The 393-nt window shown below is 54.2% G+C and carries 1 protein-coding gene; it reads left to right on the plus strand.

The features are described 5' to 3' along the window. Nucleotides 1-4 precede the first annotated feature (4 nt). The coding region (locus OO258_RS27385) for an immunoglobulin heavy chain variable domain-containing protein (RefSeq protein WP_266035047.1) at nucleotides 5-393 on the plus strand (389 nt) is incomplete at its 3' end.

Genomic DNA, 393 nt, shown 5'->3' on the forward strand with positions numbered 1-393 from the left:
GGCCATGGCCCAGGTGCAGCTGCAGGAGTCTGGGGGAGGATTGGTGCAGGCTGGGGGCTCTCTGAGACTCCTCTGTACAGCCTCTGGAGGTACTTTCAGGAGCCATCGCATGGGCTGGTTCCGCCAGGCTCCAGGAAAGGAGCGTGAGTTTGTCGCCACTATTAGCTGGAATGGTGATAGTACATTGTATGCAGACTCCGTGAAGGGCCGATTCACCATCTCCAGAGACAATGTTAAGAACATGGTGTATCTACAAATGAACACCCTGAAACCTGAGGACACGGCCGTTTATTACTGTGCAGCCCGAAAGTATCAATATGCCGACTATGTGAGCAAATATGAGTACTGGGGCCAGGGGACCCAGGTCACCGTCTCCTCACACCACCATCACCA

The organism is Pseudomonas sp. DCB_BI (genome assembly GCF_026240995.1).
Taxonomy (GTDB): Bacteria; Pseudomonadota; Gammaproteobacteria; order Pseudomonadales; family Pseudomonadaceae; genus Aquipseudomonas.